The organism is Alteribacillus sp. YIM 98480 (assembly GCF_009765375.1).
GTDB lineage: Bacteria > Bacillota > Bacilli > Bacillales > Marinococcaceae > Alteribacillus.
Window position 1 is genome coordinate 1 of the sequence record NZ_VTOK01000009.1, and the last position, 17,930, is coordinate 17,930.

The 17,930-nt window shown below is 40.0% G+C and carries 18 protein-coding genes; 2 read left to right on the plus strand and 16 right to left on the minus strand.

Annotated elements, in window-relative coordinates:
• Positions 1-523: hypothetical protein (locus tag FZF09_RS12360; protein WP_158736919.1), on the minus strand; the 523-nt coding region annotated here is incomplete at its 3' end.
• A 486-nt stretch (positions 524-1,009) separates the two neighbouring features.
• Between FZF09_RS12360 and FZF09_RS12365 the strand changes: the two genes are divergently transcribed.
• Positions 1,010-1,495 carry a hypothetical protein gene (locus FZF09_RS12365; protein ID WP_158736920.1) on the plus strand — a complete coding sequence of 162 codons (486 nt, stop codon included), beginning with the start codon at positions 1,010-1,012 and terminating at the stop codon, positions 1,493-1,495.
• Between the two features lie 369 nt (positions 1,496-1,864).
• On the opposite strand, the gene FZF09_RS12370 is transcribed toward FZF09_RS12365, so the two are convergent.
• From FZF09_RS12370 to FZF09_RS12435, 14 genes are all read right to left on the minus strand, one after another.
• Positions 1,865-2,425 carry a DJ-1/PfpI family protein gene (locus tag FZF09_RS12370; protein ID WP_158736921.1) on the minus strand — a complete coding sequence of 187 codons (561 nt, stop codon included), beginning with the start codon at positions 2,423-2,425 and terminating at the stop codon, positions 1,865-1,867.
• 523 nt (positions 2,426-2,948) lie between these two features.
• Positions 2,949-3,428: an AbrB family transcriptional regulator gene (locus FZF09_RS12375; protein WP_158736922.1), complete on the minus strand. Its 480-nt coding sequence runs from the start codon at positions 3,426-3,428 to the stop codon at positions 2,949-2,951.
• Complete coding sequence (locus tag FZF09_RS12380; RefSeq protein WP_158736923.1) at positions 3,425-3,949, minus strand: AbrB family transcriptional regulator; 525 nt, start codon at positions 3,947-3,949, stop codon at positions 3,425-3,427. The genes FZF09_RS12375 and FZF09_RS12380 overlap by 4 nt, the downstream gene beginning before the upstream one ends.
• Positions 3,946-4,824 carry an isocitrate lyase/PEP mutase family protein gene (locus FZF09_RS12385; protein WP_158736924.1) on the minus strand — a complete coding sequence of 293 codons (879 nt, stop codon included), beginning with the start codon at positions 4,822-4,824 and terminating at the stop codon, positions 3,946-3,948. The genes FZF09_RS12380 and FZF09_RS12385 overlap by 4 nt, the downstream gene beginning before the upstream one ends.
• 9 nt (positions 4,825-4,833) lie before the next feature.
• Positions 4,834-6,327 carry a tripartite tricarboxylate transporter permease gene (locus FZF09_RS12390; RefSeq protein ID WP_158736925.1) on the minus strand — a complete coding sequence of 498 codons (1,494 nt, stop codon included), beginning with the start codon at positions 6,325-6,327 and terminating at the stop codon, positions 4,834-4,836.
• Between the two features lie 15 nt (positions 6,328-6,342).
• Positions 6,343-6,840: a tripartite tricarboxylate transporter TctB family protein gene (locus tag FZF09_RS12395; RefSeq protein WP_158736926.1), complete on the minus strand. Its 498-nt coding sequence runs from the start codon at positions 6,838-6,840 to the stop codon at positions 6,343-6,345.
• Between the two features lie 59 nt (positions 6,841-6,899).
• A complete protein-coding gene (locus FZF09_RS12400; protein WP_158736927.1) occupies positions 6,900-7,946 on the minus strand; it encodes a tripartite tricarboxylate transporter substrate binding protein in 1,047 nt (348 codons plus the stop codon).
• Positions 7,933-8,619 (minus strand): GntR family transcriptional regulator, encoded by a 687-nt coding sequence (locus FZF09_RS12405; protein WP_158736928.1) that lies wholly within the window; start codon positions 8,617-8,619, stop codon positions 7,933-7,935. The genes FZF09_RS12400 and FZF09_RS12405 overlap by 14 nt, the downstream gene beginning before the upstream one ends.
• Before the next feature lie 810 nt (positions 8,620-9,429).
• Positions 9,430-10,083 (minus strand): class II aldolase/adducin family protein, encoded by a 654-nt coding sequence (locus tag FZF09_RS12410; protein ID WP_158736929.1) that lies wholly within the window; start codon positions 10,081-10,083, stop codon positions 9,430-9,432.
• 1 nt (position 10,084) lies between these two features.
• On the minus strand, positions 10,085-11,017 hold the full coding sequence (locus tag FZF09_RS12415) for a 1-phosphofructokinase family hexose kinase (protein ID WP_158736930.1): 933 nt from the start codon (positions 11,015-11,017) through the stop codon (positions 10,085-10,087).
• Positions 11,014-12,387 carry a PTS galactitol transporter subunit IIC gene (locus FZF09_RS12420; protein ID WP_158736931.1) on the minus strand — a complete coding sequence of 458 codons (1,374 nt, stop codon included), beginning with the start codon at positions 12,385-12,387 and terminating at the stop codon, positions 11,014-11,016. The genes FZF09_RS12415 and FZF09_RS12420 overlap by 4 nt, the downstream gene beginning before the upstream one ends.
• A gap of 15 nt (positions 12,388-12,402) precedes the next feature.
• Positions 12,403-12,678, minus strand: coding sequence for a PTS sugar transporter subunit IIB (locus tag FZF09_RS12425; protein ID WP_158736932.1), 276 nt, complete (start codon positions 12,676-12,678; stop codon positions 12,403-12,405).
• Positions 12,675-13,151, minus strand: coding sequence for a PTS sugar transporter subunit IIA (locus FZF09_RS12430; RefSeq protein ID WP_158736933.1), 477 nt, complete (start codon positions 13,149-13,151; stop codon positions 12,675-12,677). The genes FZF09_RS12425 and FZF09_RS12430 overlap by 4 nt, the downstream gene beginning before the upstream one ends.
• Complete coding sequence (locus FZF09_RS12435; RefSeq protein WP_158736934.1) at positions 13,141-15,201, minus strand: BglG family transcription antiterminator; 2,061 nt, start codon at positions 15,199-15,201, stop codon at positions 13,141-13,143. The genes FZF09_RS12430 and FZF09_RS12435 overlap by 11 nt, the downstream gene beginning before the upstream one ends.
• 219 nt (positions 15,202-15,420) lie before the next feature.
• On the opposite strand from FZF09_RS12435, the gene FZF09_RS12440 reads away from it, so the two are divergent.
• Positions 15,421-16,215: a carbon-nitrogen family hydrolase gene (locus FZF09_RS12440; protein WP_158736935.1), complete on the plus strand. Its 795-nt coding sequence runs from the start codon at positions 15,421-15,423 to the stop codon at positions 16,213-16,215.
• Positions 16,216-16,765: 550 nt separating this feature from the next.
• On the opposite strand, the gene FZF09_RS12445 is transcribed toward FZF09_RS12440, so the two are convergent.
• Entirely contained in the window at positions 16,766-17,815 is a 1,050-nt protein-coding gene (locus FZF09_RS12445) for a 2,3-butanediol dehydrogenase (RefSeq protein WP_158736936.1), read from the minus strand.
• Positions 17,816-17,930 lie beyond the last annotated feature (115 nt).

A 17,930-nucleotide genomic window follows, 5' to 3' on the forward strand; every position in this document is an offset into this window, starting at 1 on the left:
CCTCATCTTCTGTTGCTTCTTCGTCTTCTTCTACTGCTTCTTCATCTTCTGTTGCTTCTTCGTCTTCAGCTGCTTCGTCTTCACCAATAGAAGCAAGTGTATCTTGTGCTTCTGTGACAATTGTCCTTACGTCTTCAATGATTTGTTCTGTTTCATCCACTTCTGGAAGATCTTCATCGATTTGGTTGTTCGTTAGTCCATCTAATTGGTTTTCTGCAGCATCTAAACGATTTGCTAAGGAATTTAATTTTCCTTCATATGAATTCAATTCCCCATTAGGTAACGTTTCTTGATCAGTTATGTCTGAGGTGATATCTTCTACTTCTGCTTTTACTGCATCAGCTTTATTCTCCACTTTGTCTAGCTTTGAAGCTTCAGCAGCATCTGCTTCTTGCTGGGCTTGTACTCCATTTTTTGCTTCCAATTCTGATTCCGGTGTTTCAGCATCCGCTTGTCCTGCAGAAAAAGCTAGTCCTAGTGCTGCTAAACTTGGTGCTGTCAATTTTACAATCTTTTTGTTCATTTTACCTTCCTCCTTAGAAGATTGGGAGTTTTTATTGGTACGTTTCTTATTCTAAGGACCGCTTTCCAGCAAGAAAAGGCAATTATGAATTCATAATCTTCTTTTAATACGGATGAAAATTTATCCATCAAACCCTTCTATTTTTATTACATACCATTAAAAAGTCTACAATTCTGCCATAAAACAAATTCTAACCAAAAATTCTTTCATGAATGCAGCTATATATTTAACAACCATATTACAAAATATTATTCTTAAAATTTTTTACTACGAAATAATAAATATTAATAGTAAAATGACAGTAATAAAAACAGTATTAAATGCCTGATATACAAGTAATAATAAAACAATAAAAATTCAATCTCAAAATAGATCTTTTATCATGATACTATCACAGCTTGATTTTAATATTTTAAAATAATAAAATGCCTCAACTTGTGAAGCGGAGTTAATATGATTTATACTTAAAATAGAAGGGGAAAAATAATGCTGCGCTTTTTATTTCGATTAAACGTAGTCCCATCATTAGTTATTCTTTTCGTTCCAACAATTTTTCTTACAGCTTTCCTACTACTTAAACAACCATCTTCCATCAACACACGGCTAGTTGATTTTGCCTCGGCGTCGGGATATTACTTTTTGCTGGCATTTCTTCTCTATCCATTGCTGCTGGGCGTTAAACACTCACGCCGCAGAATGCTCGTCACATTCACACGGATTTATATCCGTTTCCATATTGCTACGGCTATTTTAGGGACAGTTTTACTTCTGCCGCACGTCGTCGGCATGCCGTTTTATTACGCCGTCACGAACCCAAAAGCGTTATCGGGTCTGTTAGCTGTATGTTCTTTTTTAGCCGTTTGGGTTTCCGGATATTTACGAAAAAAACGATCATCAGGCAAGCGCCGGCGCTATCATCGGTACACTGCCTTCTTATTTATCGTTATTCTTTTCGTTCATCTGGTAGTATAACCGTTTGCGGCAGCGGAAAGTTCTGGTATAATAAAAAACAAATCCTCATATATTAAAAAAGACCGCAGGTGCGGCTAACACCTACGGTCCTGCAATAGCTAGGTTCCCTGCAAGGGGGATCGGCCGGAGAGAATAAATCACCCGCTCGAGCCGTCAACTCAAGGGTGATTTATTTTTGTGACAGCATCGCCACGATCAACATACCGAACGTGACCATCAGCATCAAAGCCTCGTACACCGTCATCATTTAGGGCACCACCCCCTCTCTTCATGGGGATGACACCGAACCACCCTTGAGTTTACCAAACTATTACCTTACCATTATATCACTTTACTGGATTTTTATAGATAGTACTTTCCGCATGGGAATCAGCGAATGTCATTCACCTGCCTCACAAATTCCTTCATAATAGCTGGCAGGTCAGGCCACGCATGACCAGAAACAAGGTTGTCATCGACATAATCCATTTCATCAACGTATTCAGCACCAATGCTTTCCACTTCCGGCTTGCACGCCTGATAAGCAGTGAGTTTCCGGCCCTTCACTACGTCAGCAATCGGTGTGAGTACCAAGCTACCATGACACATCACCGCGATTGGCTTGTCTGTTTCAAAAAAATGAGCAACAATGCTAGGTAAGTGTTCATTCATACGAATATGTTCAGGAGCGCGTCCGCCGGGGATAATTAACCCATCATAGTCTTCCACATTTACTTCAGCAAACTCTAAATTGGCATCAATCATGTAGCCCCGTTTTTCTGTGTAGGTTTCCCAATCTTCGAAATCATGGATAACGGTATTTAACTTTTTCTTATGTGGAGCCGCAATGTCTGCTTCATACCCTTCCTCTAAACAACGGAAATATGGATAATAGACCTCTAATGCTTCTACTGCGTCCCCAGTAACGATTAAAACCTTTTTAGCAGCCATAAATAATATCCTCCTTTTTTAAAAGTGCATTCAATGGTTTCTCTTAGTACTATAAAAATTCCTTTGCTTATATTATTAAAATTATGTAAATGTTCTTCCACCTACTTTTCTGGATTCATTCTCATATAAGAAAAGCGCAAGCGCCTTAAAAGAAGGAAGTTCGGCTACGAGCGTCACGTCCTGTGACAACGCCGAACTGACTCCCATCCTGGGAGCCCGCGACAGGTTCTGGAGCTTTCGCGCAGGGTCGCCTGCGGCCCGGAGTCGAAAGGGAAGACATAAGACGTTCAGCTCATTTTAAATGAACTTTTACTAAGATCGCACACGTCGACGCATAGGATGTGCTCATGTCGCCAATGCCACAGGTCGTGGCGGTTTTAGCAAAAGTTCCTTCTTTATCGCGTGCGCCTGAGCGGCTGGGCGTTGAAGCTAGACATCAAAAACGCCAACTATTCATAATTTCTTACCTTTCAAAAAAACCCGAATTTCTAACAAAAAGTCAGAAATCCAGGTTTTCATTCCATTAAAATAAAGTAAGAACGATTGGAATAACATTCACAATAAAAATAATTCGAAACAAGTGAAACGTAGCTACTGTTGGAATATTGGCACCATACTTTTCCGAAATAATGGCCATCTCGCTCATCCCTGCCGGTGCCGAGCTGCATAATGCCGTTACAGCATCTATTTTCAACCATTTGTTTAACAAAAAAGCATTTAAAAGAGTAAAAACAAGCTGAAGTAACGGAATAATAATAATAGGAATCAATAAGAAAACAAACTGCTGTATCGTTTCATACGTAAAGGATAATCCAATGCTGCCGCCAATAATTGCCTGAATCAAACGTTTGGAGTGCAGGGGAATAGGAGGGAGCAGTTTTGTTAAAAGTTGAAAAAGCCCAACGGATAATAAAGAACCTAATAACGGACCAATTGGATGACCAGTAAATAATCCTACTAAACCACCTGTTGCAGCTATCACAACTAATAGAACATACCTCATGCTTTGTCTTTTTCTCCTTGTTTTATTTTTAAAATGATCCATTTAATGAGCAGAGGGAAAATGGCCATAATGATGATGACACGGAATAAGTGAACAAGAACGACAGTTGGTGAGTCAAGTTGTAAGGCATCTGCCATTGTGGCCATTTCTACTATGGCTCCAGGGGCAGAAGAAAGAATAGATAATTTCAAATCCATCGAAAACCCAAAACTAATAATGATGCCAATCGTTATAACCATAAAGAAAATGCCGATAAGATTCACCATCAAACCGGCACTAATTTTCTTAATAATCCCTTTATCGAGGGAAATGAAGGATACACCGAGCATAATACCAATCGATACTTGAACCACAAAAGACAGCCAGTCAGTATCAGAAAATGTGACGACCCCAATGATTTTAAAAAGACCAACACACAACATGGCACCTATTACAGAACCGATTGGAATCCTCATCAATCTCCCCAGATATCCTCCAAGTAACGCCACGATTACGAAAAGGAAAGCTTCATATATACTCATTTATCTAGCTTTAGATACTTTTCTTCCATTTCTTTAATTTTACTCAAATGAGTAAGTCTATTTCGTTCTTTCATCGAAATGATATCCTCCAACATATGCTGGGTTGTATCTTGCTCTTTTAAAGATACCAGTGCATCTTGCATCGCTTTTACTGCGCGGCGCTGGAGAAAGTTAGCATACAACACTATACGATAACCTAAGTGCTCTAGTTCACTGTTCGTTTTTAAAGGAGTCATTCCATGTTCCACCATATTAGCCACTTGTGGAGTGTGAGACAATGATTTTGTAATTTTTTCCATTTCTTCGACTGTTTGAGGAGCTTCCACAAAAGTGATATCTGCTCCAGCTTCAATATACTGTTCCGCCCTTTCAATAGCTGCATCAATTCCATCGATGGCCCGGGCGTCTGTTCTTGCTATAATTTTAAAATGGTGGTCTTTTCGTGTGTCAACTGCAGCTTGAATCTTATTAACCATTTCCTCAGCAGGTACGATTTGTTTCCCTGTAAAATGTCCACATTTTTTCGGCGTGCTTTGATCCTCTAATTGGATAGCAGAAACACCTGCCTTTTCAAACTCTTTGACTGTTCGTACAAGGTTGATTGCATTTCCAAAACCTGTGTCTCCATCAGCAATGACTGGAATTTCGACTGCATCACAAATATATTTCACTTGGTCTAGTACTTCTTTAAAAGAAATCAAACCTACATCCGCTACTCCAAGAACATTGTTAGAAAGCCCTGCGCCGGTGACATAAACCGCTGGAAATCCTGCTTCTTCGATCAGATGAGCCGTTAGTGCATTAGCTGCCCCAGGAGCCACAAGAATTTCATTGGAGTTTGTCAGTAGATTATGGAATTTTTCGTTTCTGTTCATTGTTACATCTTATCCTTTCTTTTGTTTCTTTTTTTCCATTAAAAATGGAGTGATCCCGCCAAGTATAGTAAGAGCTATCAATATGAGAGTGATGGGGCGTTGAAAGAACATGGCAAACGTTTCTTCCCCGTATAACTGATGACTTCTTAACAGCTCTGTATCGGCCAATGGACCTAAAATTAAACCTAAAACCACGGCAATTGTAGGGTATGCATTCTTTCTTAGATACCATCCAAGCAAACCAAAGAGGAAAACAAGCATCGCATCAAACATTAAGTTTCGAACGGCAAAGGAACCTATAAGTGCAAAAACAATAATAGTCGGGATAAGCACTCTAGTAGGAACTTGTACGATTCTACCTGCAATAATTGCAAATGCTCCTCCAATCACTACAAGTAGTATTTCTTGTATGAGTTCTGAGAAAATGACGCCATAAAGAACGTCACTATGATCAATAAATAAACGCGGGCCAGGTGTCCATCCCTGCATTATGATTGCTCCAAGTAACATTGCCGCCGAAGCACTTCCCGGAATACCAAGTACAAGCATAGTAGCAAGGGCCCCGCCTTCGGAAGAGTTATTCGCAGCCTCTCCAGCAACAACCCCTTCTTCGTTTCCTTTACCAAAGGAGGAAGGATCCTTTGAAGCACGTTTCGCTTCATTATAACTAACTAAACTGGCGATGGTAGATCCTGCAGCTGGCAAAGCCCCAATAAAGACCCCTATCGTACTTGAGCGCAAAATGTTGCCTGGATACTTAAAAGCCCTTTTTACCCCATCCATTACTTCTAAAGAATTCCTTCTGTTGATTTGCTGCTTTGCTACGTAACCTTTATCCACAAGGAAAAATAATTCAGAAACAGCAAATAAACCAATTAAAGCTGGAATAATAGGAATACCATCTAATAATTCGGATGAACCAAATGTTCCTCTAATAGCTCCACTGCTGGTCATCCCTATCGTTCCTAATAATATGCCCAAGAGTCCTGCGTATAATGTTTTTACAAAACTATCACCCTTCAAAGCAGCAATAATGGTCAAACCAAATACCGCAACCATAAACATTTCCGTAGGACCAAAACGCAAAGCAAAACCAGCAAGAGGCTGGATAATAACAAGTAACACTGAAATACCAATAAATCCTCCAATAGAGGAAGCCCCTACTGCTACACCAAGAGCCCTGCCTGCAAATCCTTTTTTAGTCATAGGATACCCATCGAGTGATGTAGCAACAGCAGCAGGTGAACCAGGTGTGTTTAACAGAATAGCAGTAATCGCCCCTCCATATAAACCACCGGTATAAATAGATAATAAAAATACGAGCGAAGGTAGCGGGTCCATACCAAAAGTAAGCGGAAGCATGATAGCTATCCCTAGAGAACCTGTAAAACCAGGAATTGCTGCTAAAATAACTCCCAGGGTGAGCCCCACTATCATCAAGAAAAAGTTTTCAAAACTAATTAACATGGATATACCTTCACTAAGTGATTGTAAATCTATCACAATTTCACCCTCTTTCTATAGCAGAATTCCTGTTGGTAACGGAATTTCTAACCAAATTACAAACAAAACGTACAAAGCCCCAGTAACGATGATTGGTAAAAACACAAGCAATTTCCAATCTTTTGTACCGAGAAGCCACATCAAAGTAGGCAAAAAGATAATCGTAATCAGCACAAAACCAATATGCTCAATAAGAAACAAATATAGGAAAATGCTTACCATGAACGATAATGCTTTTTTTGATAAAGGGGCATCCACTTCATAGCTTTCTGTTTCCTCTTCTTCCTTTTCTTTTTTATCAGGCTTTGCTGCTTTCCAATTTTTCCATTCTTGAAAAAGAATAATAGGAAAGAAAGCCGCCATCACCCAATAAATAGGAGTGATAAGCATCCGGTCTCTTGGGTCATCCAACCCTTGAACTTCCAAAAAATAAATGGTAATAAAAATAAATATTAAGGCAGGTAAAAACAAACGGTGAAAAAGTTGCATTTTTGTTTTATTATTTTCCATCATTCTCACCTCGAAAAGGTAAACAGAAGGAGAATATTTCTTCTCCTTCTGTTTTAATAAATTTATTCCTTATCTCCAAGATCATCTTGGTATTCAAGCATTAGATCATGCAGCTCTAAATTCATTTCATCACTTTCTTCTGGCCCTCTAAAGTCACTGACTACATCTGCACCATTCTCTTCAAGATATTGCTGATATTCCTCACTTTCGAACATTTTTTCATAAGCTTCCACAAAATACTCGAATAGTTCTGGGTTCTCTTCTTTAAAGGAGGAATGAGCAGCAATAAATCTGGCTGAACCAACATAAGGGATCTCTGCGTCATATTCTTCTAAGACATCATTGATTGGTTCGGCATCTGGCCAGAGTTCTTCCATATTATCATCGGCTATAGCTAAAACCCTTACATTATCTTCAATAGCGGTATCTCCATTTGCATTACCAATCATAAAATCAACATGTTCACCAAGAAGTGCGTTTCTCATCTCTCCTCCCCCGTCATAAAAAACTGGGTTAAGTTCAATATCGAGGGTATCTTCAAGCAATGCACCCGTTAAATGAAGCGGTCCTCCATAAATAGTAGAGTAGCTTATTTCACCTGGATTATTTTCTATATCTTCTAAAAGATCATCGAACGTTTCATACGGCGAATTTTCATGAACTGTGATTGTAATTGGATCAAATTGTTCGAAGTTCACCATAGAAAATTCATCAATATCAAAATCGGCTTCTTGCAACACAATGTTTGCACTTAGATATAATTGCGTCCCTGCAAAAAATACTGAGCCGTCATCCGGTTGGTTTATGAAGTGGGAGGCTCCGATTTGCGCAGAAGCTCCGGGACGATTATCAATGTTAACGGTCACATCTAGTTCCTCTTCTAAGTGATTAGCAACACCGCGCGCCATTCCATCGACACTTCCACCAGCATCAAATGGTACAACAAAGGTAATAGTGTCATGAGGCCATTCTTCTATAGCTTGCTCGTCGCTTTCACCTTCTGAGCCATTACTTGTATCATCTGATGGCTCCTCATCAGTTCCACAAGCAGCCATCATTAATAGTGAAGAAAAACCTAGCATATATAGAGCGTGCTTAAATTTTTTCATTATCTTCATTCCCTTCTATTTTTTCACTTAGTTTAATGGATTCTTGACTTAATTTAATATGGTCTTTCATTGCCTCTTCGGCTAAATCACTGTTTTGCGTCTCAATTGCTCTTAGAATAGTAAAATGCTCTTCTACTGCAGATTTCGAACGAGTACTAACCGTATTCACCCCAATATGACGATACCTCTTAATTTTTTCTAAAATAGTTTCCACCATTTCTTTGAGATGAGGGTTGTCCGCTTGTTCAATAATACGAGCATGAAAGTCACTACCAAGTTTTACAACTTCCTCTGTATTTTCTAGTTTTTCCGCTCGCTCCATTTTATTCATTATTTCCTTTAAATCATTTAAAAATTCAGGAGTTACATTTTCTACAGCTTGAATGGCTGCTAAAACTTCTAGATATTGACGGAGTAAAAAAAGATTTGTTAATTCAGCCTTTGTAAGCGGTGCCACTTTAATCCGACTTTTCTCTTTAACAATCCAATTCTCTCGAATTAAAATATTGACCGCTTCTCTTAATGGTGTACGACTTATCCCAAGACTTTTTGCTAAAAATTCCTCCGTCAGCACTTCTCCAGGGTTTAAGTCACCAGATATGATCGATTCCTTAATGGATTCATAGGCTAGATCCTTAATATTTTTACGTCCCGACACAATTTGATTAACCATTTATCCACTATCACCTCCGAAATTTGTATAAATGTGTAATTGTGTAATTGTATACAAATATACTTGCAATCGGTTACAAAGTCAACAATTTTTAGAAACTTTTTTGTATTCGATGGTTTTGAATTTTTGATAAACTTGTTTCCTAAAACCATAAAAAGCCTGCCAAAACTAGACATGGGACTCTAACCGAAGAAATAATTTATACATATTTTTACTACTCTTCCAGGTTTTTTTGAGAGATTTTAAAGGAGGGGGTAAATAGAAATAGAGCATTAATTACACGGAACAGGTTGTCTTAACTTAACTGATCCATTTCCGCTTCTTGATCAATTAGTCGTTTAGAACCTTTTCTAATTCTTTCACTTTACTCAAAGTGTGATTTGAAAACTAGAAAAGTGCAAGAAAAAGAGGAAGTTCAGCTAAAGTAAAGGAACTTCTACTAAGCACGCATACGCCGGTGCATAGGACGTCCTGCTGTCGTCATTTCCACAGGAAGTGCTGACTTTTTTGCCTGGAATGAATGTTCGCAGTTTTAGCAAAAGCTCCTCTTTATCTTGTGTAGTTGGGCGCTGAATCTATACATAAAACGCCAAAAGTATGACTTCCTTACCTTCAAATAAAAAGCTGCCCTTCATCAGGCAGCTCAATACGATTATGCCGTTTTGCTTTTATTTTTCTCCCACACCTTTTTAGCGTGTACCGCGATCATTAAAGCAAAGAACGTTAACCAAATCTGTCCGAAAAGGATACCACATAGTAAAAGCCCGCAGCTTATAGATACGAAAAGCTGGACATTGATTGGCATTTCCCTTATTCCTCCAGATTGAATTCCAATTCCCGCGTGTTGTCTTCGATTTTTTTAATAGATAACGAATCAAAGACAAGAGCTTTATAGGCAACATAGGCGTTATATTCAATGCGTTCAAGCACATCGTATGCTTTTCGTAAGGTTTTATCGAGAACAACAATCCCATGTTTATTTAACAGCATAGCAAGCGGCAGTCCATCTGTGCCTCTAGATTGCACATAACTTCTCACAATTTCAGCAAGCTCAGGAGAAGTGGCCGGTGCAAACGGGAGGGTTGGAATGGTTCCGAGTTTTTGGGTGGACTCTGTTAAATTGGGCATTTCCATTCCCATTGTCGCAAAAACGAGAGATTCTTTCGGGTGTGCATGCAATACGCAGCCGATGTCAGGTCTTTCTCGATAACATGCCATATGCATATTAATTTCTCTCGTAATGTTTCCATCACCTTCTACTTTTTGTTCTTTCATATTCACGACTAGAATTTCGTGCCATTCTAAATCGCAAAATTTCTGCTGGGACATTAACGTAGGCGTCATAATGATATGCTCATCATTGATTCGTGCGCTGACATTTCCACCTGCTGCATTCGTTTCAAATCGCAAAAACATCGTCCTTACAACTTTACACAGTTCCTCACGTTCCTGTTTATATAACAAATTAATAAACCCCTTTCCGTTCTCGGATATTTGTTTTCAGACTAAGAGCTTTCGCTTCTTCCACATCAAACACGCTGCTGTTGCTTTTTGTCACTTTCGAAGCAGAGCAGCCTGCTGCAAACGTCAGGGCCTCCTCCCATGACAATCCCTGTTCTCTTGCGCCAAACAGCGCTCCTACAAACACATCCCCTGCTCCTGTATCATTGCATTCCTTAACTTTTGGAGCATCGACATCGAAAATTTTCTCTTCTAGGAAAGCCGTACTGCCTTCTCCCCCTTTGGAAAAAACCACATAAGGCACGTTTTGGTTTAGTTCCTGCAATTGACTTAATACGTCCTGTTGAGCAGGGAATAATTCTCTTAATTCTTGTTCATTCGGTTTGATAAAATCTACTTGCATCTCAACCGCCGTTCTTAAAGCTTCCCCGCTAACATCACAAGCTATCGTACATCGTCTTTCTTTTAATAAAGAAAGAATCTCCTTCCATCTGGCGACTGGATATTCTGGAGGCAAAGAGCCCGATAGTATCACTGTGTCGTCTGCTTTCACCGTATCCCTTAAATACTGGCAGAGCTTTTTGTGATTTTGTTCCGATATGCAAAAACCATGTTCTGTTACCATTAAACTCCCTTCCCCTGCCTGATCCATCAGCACATACGTAATACGTGTAGCGCGTTTTTCTTCTACAAACAATTCATAATGAAGGTGTTTCTGCTCTAAAATCTTTTTGAAACTGCTGACATTCCGTCCCCCAGCAAAGGTTATGGCTGTATTAGGAATATTCAAACAAGTTAACGTATGAGAAACATGAAGCCCTTTTCCGCCCAAGTCTATTTCTTTTTTGTACATTCGATTATTTTTCCGTTTTTCCAAAGGATTCTTTGTAAACATAATATGATCAATAGCTGGATTAAGCGTAATGGTGTAAATCACATCACATTCTCCTTATACTCCGTCTCCTCCGCTGTATCATCTTCTACTTTTCTGGCTTTCATTGTTTTAAAATAAAGGACAAACAATGCGGCCCATATCCCAACAAATAGGAAACCTAGCAAATGTCCTTCTCCTACGTGTGCAAAAAGATATCGGAAGACCGGGTATTCTATCGTACTCCACGAAATCATCTGTCCGCTATCTAAAGCAATCGCCTCTGTGTCCTGTGCCAGCTGGGTAATCGTTGGAGCAAAACCGGTTGCAATATATAAGAAAACAGGTGTCGTAATGATTCCAAGAATAATCATTCGAAGTAGATTCCCGCCGGTAATAATTAATGCTGGGGCAGCCATCGAAATATTGATAATCCCTGCAAATGGGAGCACATTATTGCCTGGCAGAATAATGGCGTAAAGCAGTGTAATTGGCACCCACACAATGACGGCCACCCACAATTCATTGCTTCCAGCTAAGATCGGCCAGTCTAAGCCAATATTCAATTTTCGGTGCTTAAAACGTGATTTCATAAATTCCGAGATGGCATCAGACAAAGGGGATAATGCCTGCATAAACAGTTTGGCTACCATAGGAAACAAGGTTAGTGCCGCTGCAGCTTGAATCGCTAATGTAAGCGTCTCAGGCACAGTGTAGCCGGCTGCGATACCAAGAAGTACTCCAATAATAAAACCCATCACATGATTTTCTGCGAAAACACCGAACTTTTCTTTTAACGTATTTGCATCGATATGACGATCAAAAAGAGGTACCTTGCTCAACAGCCAGTTAAACGGAAGAAGAAAGACGCCAAAAATCATCATGCCATGCGAAACCGTAACACCGGGAATGCCAGTTACTTTTTCAATGTGCTTTTGGTTTACATCCGCTATCAGAAGCTCCGCTACCATTTGGATAGCCGCTATAACAAAAGCAAGAGCAACACTATTTGTCACGCCTATAACCAGTACTGCTGTTAAAATTTTCCCCCAAACGTTCCATAGATCAACGTTAAGCGTTTCTGTTTTATTCATGACGAGAAGGATGGCATTGACGCCCATTTGCAATGGAAACATTAAGAACGCTAATGGCCAGGCCCATGCCAATGTTGCTAAAGATGTCCAGCCGGCGTCTACGATATTAAGCTCGATTCCTGTACGTTCGACGAGGCCTTGCCCGGCAGGAGTGAGAGCGTCCAGCATAAAGCCAATCACTACTCCCATCCCTGCAAAAGCTACCCCTAAAATGATCCCTGCACTAAACGCTTCTTTCCACTTCATTCGTACAGCAATGCCTACAATGATCATGATTAAAGGTACAAATACTGACGCACCAAGATCTAAAATATATTGAAAGACATTTTGCAGAACGTCCACATCTATCTCCTCCTTTTACGTTAGCAAGCTAATTAATTGATTGGTTTCTTCCTCCATCCCCATTCCTGTTAAAAATGCGATCCCGTTCAAGGTAGGGATGTTATAGTCTTTGCTTCCTTTTGTAATCGCGATATAGACGTCACTTTGCGGTATATATTGGTCTAATGACTTAATATCAACCGCTTCTACATTTGCTTTAATACGATTTTGATTCAAAATCTTCTGAACTTTGGAAGCGACTGTCTGGCTGGTTGCCACTCCTGAACCACATGCTACAATCACTCTTTTCATAACACTTCACTCCTTATTGGATGTTTTATAACTTGAAAAACCTCTTCTTCACTTTTGGCATGTTTTAACCCTTGAACAAATTGGTAATTAGTAAAAAGGGTCATTAAATACTGCAAAAGCTCTACCTGTGTTTTCGACTCGGTTATTCCTAAGAAAAAATAATGAGAAACCTGTATTGTTTTATTTTTTTCTCCCATGCTACCAACCAGCAGCGGTTGTTCAGAGCTGGCGTAAGCAATGAATGGGCTAGATATATGCTCACAATCTGTATGAGGAATAGCGATGTTAATATTTTCTAACGATAATCCGGTCGGATAAGTCTCTTCTCGTTTTGTTAAAGCTGAGAGATAGGAGGATTTTACATAGTTTTCTTTGTACAGACGGCTTCCTACTTTTTCAAAAAGCTGATAAGCCGTCTCACATTTTACATTAGAAAAGATGAGATGCTGGTGGAATAATTCATCAAATGGCATGATGTTCCTCCTCTACATGTTGTTGCAGCGTCTCTACGATTTCTAGAGCATGATTTGCTTGATAAAAACGCTGAGATTTAGTTTCATCCATAAATAACTCATTTAAGCTTAACAACGTCGGGACATGATGTTGAAAGTCTATTGGAGAAAGGGTGACTAACGCTTTGGCCATACCGCCGTCTGGCATTTCTACCGGAGAGCGAAAAAGTAATATATCAAAATCTTCCTTTCTTACTCCATCCGACGGCTTAGCATGCGGCAAATAAACGTGCGGGCCAAGCATCATCCGATCACTTTCTTTTAAAAATAGCTCGAGAACTCTATCCATATAACGAGACTCAATCGCCTGTCTTTCTTTCATTTGATGTAAGCTATAGCAGACTGCTTCTTTCCAGGTAACTCGTTCTTCGATAATGTGAATATGCTGTTCTTCAAATGTGAAAAAGGGCTGGTGTTCTTTTTCTTCTGTTTTTTGATTGTTTTTGTTATCACTGTACGATTTATCGAAAAAATCTACTATTTTTTCGTGAATCACGTCTTGCTTCTCCATTTCAATATGGTCTCTTAACGAATGCAGCAATTCCCTCGCTTTCTTCTCGTTATCTCTTTCAATATATTTCCGTACGTTTTTTCTTAAGTGAGCCCGCTCTTTTTGATCCAAAATAGGATTAACAATAAATGTTTTTTGACTCGTATGCAAAGGAATGGTTGTAAAAATAAAATCGACCGTTTCTTTTTGATTAAACGTTCTTTCAGAAAATGCTCCTAAAAATTCAATATGCGGAAACATCAGCTTAAGCGTTTCTAACAATAGCTTAGACACTGAGGTTCCATTTCGGCAGACGACCATCGCTTTAAATATTTTTTCACCTTGTTCATTGGTTTGATAGATCCACGCTTGCACGAGCATGGCAATATATACTTTCTCTTCTTCCGGCAAAGATTTCCCGATGTAATCTTCTAATGCGCCTGCAGCTCCATTCACTATCGAACAAATCGAGGCGTGTTCATCTTGAAAGATTTGCGTAAGCGGGTTTTGGACATGCAGCCCTAATTTCACCCGATAGACTGCGGGTTTAATGTGCAGCCATAGTTTCTCTTTTAATTCCTCTTTTCTCACCAACGACGTCACTAAATTTAATTCGATTTGGTCGATAAATCTATCAATAGCGGTTTTTAATGCTTCACTGTGAGATAAGTGAATGGCAGCCTCTAACATATTAGAAGAAAGAACTTGTAAAGTAAGGTACAGCCGGTCTTTTTCTGTCAGACCGTTTTGGTCCCAGAACATTTGTTGAAACGCTTCGTATTCATCCGTATGAAACACACCATAATCTTCGGTTTCCGGCACCCATTCTTGTTGAAAAGCCTGGATTCGTTTTATTAATAAATGCAAAGTGACCGGGAGAACTTCAATTTGTTCATCAGAAAAGGATATCTCTAATCTTTGTTCTGCTCTAAGCAGCCGCTGCCTCAGCAAAAACACTTCATTTGGCTCTATCAATTGTTTTTTCTTTAACAACGTGTTTGCAAATTCAAATTGAAAGAGTTGTTTCAACTCGGTGACAAGCAAATTCCGCAGCTGATATTCCGATCCTGAGATAAAATAGCCATGTTTACGGCTGTATTTTACCTCGATGGATTTATCCTCTAACTTACGCTTCATCAGCTTCATATCAAGCAGCACTGTATTTTTACTTACTTCTGTTCTTTCAGCTAAATCTTGAAGAGACAGGGATTCTTTTTCTACCAACAGGGTAATTAACATGAGCTGTACTCTTAATTCCGGTGTTAAATCATCGATGGAAAAATACGTTGCATCCCGTAAAATTTCACATAAACCCTTTCTGGTATTGGTTGGAATGACGATTTGTTCTTCTGGTTGAATCGCTAAAAGGTGAAAGTTGTGCTGCTTTAGTTCTTCGTTTATTAACTGTATTATTTTCTCAATTTGGCCTTTTGAGCTATTTAACTGATCTTCTAAATCAGACATAAACAGTGTGGAACTGCTTAATAGCTGCTGCATTGTATTTTTCATCATTTGTTCCATATGGTCTCCCCCTTTCCTCAATGTGATTATCTTTAGTATACCGATTAGATTTCATCTGTGCGTACCCTTTCAACACAAATCAGGAAAACGCTTACATTTATGATTGTGATGTTCGGACTCATCGTTGCTTTTTTCAGGGAATAACGTTTGCCAATTTAAACCATTATTCCTTAATATAAGGATAGAAGGTAACTAAACGGAAAAGGAGAGGTTAAATACATGATTGTTTCTTCACTGCAGATGAATATTATTCCGGGGGATCCTGCAGCAAACCGGGAGAAGGTAAAAAAGCTTGTAAAGGAGGAAATCGAAAATAACCGTCCGCATGTGATTGTGCTTCCTGAAATGTGGACAACCGCTTATACGCTGCCTGAGCTTGCAAACATCGCAGATCATGAAAACAGTGAAACTATCCCTTTTTTACAGCAGTTAGCCGCAGAGCACAATGTTCATCTTGTCGGCGGTTCGATTGCCTATCAAAAAGAAAACGACATGTTTAACCGTGCGCTTATTATTAATAATAAAGGGGAACTGGTTTATCATTATGACAAGCTTCACCTCGTTCCTATGCTCGATGAACCAACGTACCTGACAGGCGGGAAAAACAAAGCCCAAGTTTTTGAACTCGATGGACTGAAAATGGGAATTATCATTTGTTATGACCTTCGCTTTCCAGAGCTTCTCCGCGCCCTTTCCCTAGAAGGAGCGCAAGTAATATTTATTGTAGCCGAATGGCCGCAAGCGCGGACAGACCATTGGAAGCATTTACAGCTCGCCCGTGCCATTGAAAATCAAGTGTATATTGTCTCCTGTAATCGTGTCGGCACATACAACGAAGTGGAGTTTGCCGGAAAATCAATGACGATTGATCCGTGGGGGAATGTGCTCGCAGAAGGAAGCCAAAACAAGGAAGAAACGGTTCGCGCCGAGATTCATCCCGAACAAGTGGAAGAAGTCCGCAAAAAAGTCCCGGTTTTTGAGAGCCGCGTTCCGCAATATTACACTTACTATTAAACGGGTCCGTTTTAGTCTGAAGTGCTGAAACCTTAAAGCGAAGTGCGGAATGCGGCGGTTGAAGCGCTGAACATCGTTTGCGAAGCGCTGCATTTGATTTACGAACTGCTGATTTCTTTTCCCGAAGTGCTGAATATCCGGGGTGAAGCTCTGGATCTATACCCATGCGCCGAATTACACTTACCATACGCTGAATTTGGCCTCCGAACTGCTGATTTCTTTTTCCGAAGCGCTGAATATCAGGATCATACCGCTGAAGCGTTGCAGCCAAACAGCTGCCTATCTGCTTTCATTTTAGCGAAGCACTGGATTTTTCGATTTGACCGCTGATATCTGCGTGTGAAGTGCTGAATCACAAAGCTTAAGTGCTGATTCTCTTCGGCGGAGCGCTGAAACACTTGACCTCACAGCTGAACACCTCTATTTAGAAAAACTCGGCTTGCCGCCAATTCTTATGGCAAAAGTCGTTGTTTTCTTTACTTTATTCCTTAAGCAAAAATAGAAAAAGCCGAACGGACCATTAACACAGATCCATTCGGCTTTTTCATGCTTACTCCGGTTTAACCAATATTTTGATTTGGCTTTTATCTTCCGTCAATTGTTCAAACCCTTCCGCAACGACCTGGTCTAGCTTGATTTTATTTGTGATTAATTTATCGCCGTTGAAATACCCTTGCTTCATTAATTCCGTAACGGCCGGATAAACATGGCGGTACGCGATGATTCCTTTTACCGTTTTTTCTTTAATGACAAGATCATTCGGCTGGATGGAAGCTTCGGATTCCCAAATGCTCACGATAACAGACTCTCCGCCATTATGCGTACTATTAATGCATTGATTTAGTACGTCGGGAATACCAGTTACTTCATAGGACACATCAATGCCGCCGTTCGTCAAACGTTTGATTTCCTCTACGGGATCCACTTTTGTTGGATCAATGACATACGCTCCGAGCTCTTCTGCCAGCTTTTTTCTTGAATCGGAAACTTCAACAGCATAAATAGTAGATGCCCCGGCAGCTTTTAAAGCTTCAATCACTAGTAATCCAATGGGACCAGCACCAAAAACTGCAGCTGAATCTCCCGCTTTTAGTGAGCTTTGACGAACCGCATGCAATGCTACAGCTGCTGGTTCGACGAGCGCGCCTTGTTCATAGGATAATTCCTCCGGCAGTTGATGAACCATATGCTCACCGACAACAGTATATTCCGAAAAACCGCCTCCGCCGCCGGATAAGCCGTGGAAACCTAGAGAGTCAGAAAGATTGTATTTTTCATCTTCATACTTCCCATTCGCATGAGGTGCTAAAATAGGTTCAATCGCCACCCGGTCTCCCACCTTTACCCTGGAGACCCCTTCTCCTACTTCTACAACTTCTCCAGCAAATTCATGCCCCATTATAATCGGAGCTTTGTCCTTACTTATTGGATGAGGTTCTTCTGCCGGAATGAAAATCGGGCCGGCTAGGTATTCATGCAAATCACTTCCACAAATGCCGCACCATTTCACCTTTACTTTCACTTCATGATTAGAAACAACGGGCTCCTCGACATTTTCTACACGGAGATCTTTGGCACCATGCCACACAGCAGCTTTCATAGGTCACGCCTCCTTAAAAAGTTAAAAATTTCGTCGATTCCTTATTCTTTTTTTGGAGATCAAAACCCTTTTTCATGATTTAGTTTAAAGAAAAAATAAAGCACCGTATGTGACC

Coding starts and splice junctions, on each gene's coding strand:
- FZF09_RS12365 (WP_158736920.1), top strand. CDS start 1,010: ATGCTGCGCTTTTTATTTCGATTAAACGTAGTCCCATCATTAGTTATT.
- FZF09_RS12370 (WP_158736921.1), bottom strand. CDS start 2,425: ATGGCTGCTAAAAAGGTTTTAATCGTTACTGGGGACGCAGTAGAAGCA.
- FZF09_RS12375 (WP_158736922.1), bottom strand. CDS start 3,428: ATGAGGTATGTTCTATTAGTTGTGATAGCTGCAACAGGTGGTTTAGTA.
- FZF09_RS12380 (WP_158736923.1), bottom strand. CDS start 3,949: ATGAGTATATATGAAGCTTTCCTTTTCGTAATCGTGGCGTTACTTGGA.
- FZF09_RS12385 (WP_158736924.1), bottom strand. CDS start 4,824: ATGAACAGAAACGAAAAATTCCATAATCTACTGACAAACTCCAATGAA.
- FZF09_RS12395 (WP_158736926.1), bottom strand. CDS start 6,840: ATGATGGAAAATAATAAAACAAAAATGCAACTTTTTCACCGTTTGTTT.
- FZF09_RS12400 (WP_158736927.1), bottom strand. CDS start 7,946: ATGAAAAAATTTAAGCACGCTCTATATATGCTAGGTTTTTCTTCACTA.
- FZF09_RS12405 (WP_158736928.1), bottom strand. CDS start 8,619: ATGGTTAATCAAATTGTGTCGGGACGTAAAAATATTAAGGATCTAGCC.
- FZF09_RS12425 (WP_158736932.1), bottom strand. CDS start 12,678: ATGAAAAGAGTGATTGTAGCATGTGGTTCAGGAGTGGCAACCAGCCAG.
- FZF09_RS12430 (WP_158736933.1), bottom strand. CDS start 13,151: ATGCCATTTGATGAATTATTCCACCAGCATCTCATCTTTTCTAATGTA.
- FZF09_RS12435 (WP_158736934.1), bottom strand. CDS start 15,201: ATGGAACAAATGATGAAAAATACAATGCAGCAGCTATTAAGCAGTTCC.
- FZF09_RS12440 (WP_158736935.1), top strand. CDS start 15,421: ATGATTGTTTCTTCACTGCAGATGAATATTATTCCGGGGGATCCTGCA.
- FZF09_RS12445 (WP_158736936.1), bottom strand. CDS start 17,815: ATGAAAGCTGCTGTGTGGCATGGTGCCAAAGATCTCCGTGTAGAAAAT.